The organism is Boseongicola sp., assembly GCF_057460485.1.
Genome location: NZ_JBVCWP010000358.1, coordinates 1 through 3,551, shown reverse-complemented (window position 1 = coordinate 3,551; position 3,551 = coordinate 1). Strand labels below are relative to the sequence as shown.

4 protein-coding genes are annotated in these 3,551 nt (G+C 60.1%); 1 reads left to right on the top strand and 3 read right to left on the bottom strand.

Features of this window, described 5'->3' with window-relative positions:
• Positions 1-192: 192 nt before the first annotated feature.
• Complete coding sequence (locus tag AC221Y_RS21955; protein ID WP_299752599.1) at positions 193-960, bottom strand: FadR/GntR family transcriptional regulator; 768 nt, start codon at positions 958-960, stop codon at positions 193-195.
• Between the two features lie 223 nt (positions 961-1,183).
• On the opposite strand from AC221Y_RS21955, the gene AC221Y_RS21950 reads away from it, so the two are divergent.
• Entirely contained in the window at positions 1,184-2,344 is a 1,161-nt protein-coding gene (locus tag AC221Y_RS21950; RefSeq protein WP_299752602.1) for an MFS transporter, read from the top strand.
• 56 nt (positions 2,345-2,400) lie between these two features.
• On the opposite strand, the gene AC221Y_RS21945 is transcribed toward AC221Y_RS21950, so the two are convergent.
• Positions 2,401-3,060, bottom strand: coding sequence for a YiaD family glycine zipper/OmpA-like lipoprotein (locus AC221Y_RS21945; protein WP_299752622.1), 660 nt, complete (start codon positions 3,058-3,060; stop codon positions 2,401-2,403).
• Between the two features lie 130 nt (positions 3,061-3,190).
• Positions 3,191-3,551 (bottom strand): methylated-DNA--[protein]-cysteine S-methyltransferase (locus AC221Y_RS21940; protein WP_486708441.1); only part of this gene is annotated, 361 nt, incomplete at its 5' end.

Here is a 3,551-nt window from a genome sequence, read left to right as displayed (position 1 = left end):
GTTTTCAGCAGCGCGGTTCTCATGCGGTGCATTCAGAAAAATCTGAAAGTGGATGCCGGTGTCTGGATGGTCGTAGTCGACATGTCGTCGTATTGAGTAAAGCTAGTGTTCGTGCGTAAGACGTGGCGCAGAGCGCCTAAGAAAGCCTCGTCGCTGCCGGCTTTGCCGCTTTGAGGCCGAGGTCGAATGACATCAACGCATTTGCTCGTGCTGAAGACGCTTTGTGGCGGTTTTCTCGTTTTGCTCGGCGCGTAGTTTGTCCGTAAGGGACGCGCGCACGAAATCGAGGTGGGTTTGGATGGCACCCTGTGCGGCCACCGGATCACGTGATTGCAGGGCGTCGTTGATGGCGCGGTGTTGATCCAAAAGCGCTGTGCGGGTCATGCGTTGATCGAACATGACCTGGCGGTTGTAGAAAACGCCTTCGCGCAGAAGATCATACATTGAGCGCATCATATGAAGCATGACGACGTTGTGGCTGGCTTCGATGATGGCGAGGTGGAACTCGGCATCAAGCCGCGCTTCATTGGCCGCGTCGCGCTTTTCGTGGGCGGTTTCCATTTTGATGAAGATGGCGTCGACGACAGCTAGATCGGTGTCCGACGCAAGGCGGGCGGCGCGGTGGGCGGCAAGCCCTTCCATGTCTCGGCGAAAATCAAGCGCGTCAAAGACGGCCTCGGAGTGGCTGGAAAATAGGCGCGTGAGGGCTGGCGAGAAGGCTGATCCAAGGACGTCGGCGACAAAAATGCCGGAGTTAGCGCGTGCCACCAAAAGGCCGCTGCCTTGAAGGGCAGCAATGGCTTCGCGCAGGGAGGGACGCGAAACGCCAAGGCGGTCCGACAAAACGCGCTCCGACGGCAGGCGTTCGCCCGGACGCAGGATGCCGCGCAGGATCAATCCTTCGATCTGGCGAACGACGGCGTGGGCGAGTTTCTCAGGTTCTATACGTTCAAAGGGCATGGGCGTTTCTCTGGTTGACAGAACGGTAGGGCTGCCAAGGCTGCGGCACAAGAGAGAGGTGGGCGGCCGCAATTGACGTTTGCCTCTCACACATTGCTGCGCATCGTGTTGCCGGCCGTCGATTGCGGGCACTCGACGTTGGTATTTTAAAGGGTGAATGGGATTTGTATTGCGCGCAATTGCAGCTTTGTGACTGATGGGCATCGAAGGGGTGGGTGGTGATATGATCAATCGTTGGACGATCTTGTTCGTGTTGTTTTTTGCCCGCACCGTGATGGCATTTCAGTTTCAGTCAGTGGCGGCCCTTTCTCCGTTTATCGTGGATAGTCTAGCGATTTCTATCGCGGATATCGGGATTTTGATCGGGCTCTATTTAGGACCGGGCGTGCTGGTGGCGATTCCTGGTGGAACGATTGCTGCACGGTTTGGCGACAAGCGCGTTGTGGGGCTGAGTTTGGGGTGCATGCTGGCAGGGGCGGTTGTGACTTTGGCTGCAACCGCCTGGGAGATGGCGGTTGTCGGGCGCGTTTTGGGCGGCGTTGGTGGCGTTGTTATCAATGTTGTGATGACGAAGCTGTTGGTGGACTGGTTTCAAGGGCGCGAGATTGGCACCGCGATGGGGGTTTTCATCTCGTCCTGGCCGGTAGGGATTGCGCTGGCCTTGGTGATTTTGCCGTTCATGGCGGCGACGGGCGGGTTGGCTTTGGCTTGGGGCGTGGTGACAGCATCGGTCGTTGTGGCGCTGGTTGCGTTTGTGATGCTTTATCGCACGCAAGAGGGGGCTTCGGTCGGGCCAGCTACGATCACTCGCGCCCAGATGCCTGCCTTTGGCTTGTTTATGGCGGCGATGGTTTGGGCGCTTTACAACGCCGGATACTCCATGGTGTTTGCGTTCGGGCCCTTGGTTCTGGCCGAGCGTGGTGTCGACGCCGTGACGGCCGGTTCGGTGACCAGCGTCTTTATGGCGGCGGCGGGCATTGCGATCCCCGTAGGCGGTATCTTGGCAGACTGGTCCGGGCGGCGAGATTTGCTTATTGCGGTGAGCCTTATTGGCGGGGTGATCGTCCTGCCTTTGGCGTTGGTCGTGCCCGTCGAGGTCGTGGTGGTGACGCTGGCGGTAGGCGGTTTTGTGTCCGGTCTGGGAGCGGGGTCGATCATGACCCTGCCGAGTGAGGTTCTGGCCCCTGAGGCGCGGGCCTTCGGGATGGGGGTGTTTTTCACCGTTTACTACATCCTTATGATGATTGCGCCTGCGGTGGCCGGGCGCGTCGCCGAGCAGTCGGGTGATATCTGGGTGACGTTCCTTCTGGGCGCGGCCCTGCTTGGGCTAGGGTTTGTGGCGCTTGTGCTGTTCCGTCGCGCGGTGCGGGTGTTGCCGATATGAAAACGGCGGCACGCTTTCGCGCACCGCCGTTTGTCTGTTCGACTTATGAACGAAGATTAATTCGTTGGGGTAATCGTGATATCGACCCTACGGTTTTGGGCGCGTCCCGAGGCCGTCTGGTTGGTCGCGATAGGCTGGCTTTCGCCCGCGCCTACCGTGCGGACACGCGACGAGGACACGCCGCCTGCACGCAAGGTGTCCGACACCGCAAAGGCGCGGCGTTCGCTGAGCCCCTGATTGTAAGCCGCGGTACCGGTGTTGTCGGTGTGGCCGACGACTGTGACGATCGATTGCGGGTATTCATTCAGGCTGTTGGCGAGAACAAAGAGATCCGAGCGCAGCGCGCCGTTCAGGCTTGCACTGTCGGTGGCGAACAGGATCGCCTCTGGCATGCGCACGATAAGTTCGCTGCCGGTATTGATCACGTCGATCGCTCCGTTGTCGAAGTCACGCTCAAGTTCGCGAGCCTGTGCATCCAGGGTCGAGCCGATAAGGCCACCGGCTGCGGCGCCGATTGCGGCACCGACGGCGGCGTTGCGCAGACGGTCACTGCCGCTTTCGCGGGTTCCGCCAAGTACGGCGCCGATCACGGCACCTGCGGTTGCGCCCGTTCCCTGACGCTGGCGGTCGCCGCCTTGCTGATAGGCAGGGCCACAGGCCGTAAGGGCAATCAGGCTGGCTGCGGCCAGCATGAACGGTTTTTTCATGTATCCCATGATAAATCCTTTGATCATTTCACATCTCCAGTGCCGCTATACACCATACGCGATGATGCGGAAGCGGCGATGGGCGAAGATGTGCCTATCATTGTAATGTTAGGCAATCTCACGCGCATGTTATCAAATATCAGGCGGTCTCAGCCGCCTCCCACGCAAGCATTGTGCGCTTGACGGGCAGGCCCCAGTGGTAGCCGCCAAGCCCGCCGGATTTTCTGAGTGCGCGGTGGCAGGGGATCAGCCATGAGATCGGGTTGCGCCCCACGGCGGTGCCGACAGCGCGCACGGCATTTGAGTTTCCGATGGTGCGGGCGATGTCGGAATAGGTTGTGACGTTCCCCGTAGGGATTTGCATCAGCGCCTCCCAGACTTTGAGTTGGAATGGCGCGCCGATGAGGTAAAGCTTTGCCGGTTCGCGGTTCGATCCGTCGCGGGGGAAGGCTTGGGCCGCCAGCGGAGCAAGGGCGGCCGGGTCTTCGGTGAAGGTGGCG

What these genes read in the sequence shown, in the direction of transcription:
- AC221Y_RS21945 (WP_299752622.1), bottom strand. Translation starts at nt 3,060, where the DNA reads ATGGGATACATGAAAAAACCGTTCATGCTGGCCGCAGCCAGCCTGATT.
- AC221Y_RS21955 (WP_299752599.1), bottom strand. Translation starts at nt 960, where the DNA reads ATGCCCTTTGAACGTATAGAACCTGAGAAACTCGCCCACGCCGTCGTT.
- AC221Y_RS21950 (WP_299752602.1), top strand. Translation starts at nt 1,184, where the DNA reads ATGATCAATCGTTGGACGATCTTGTTCGTGTTGTTTTTTGCCCGCACC.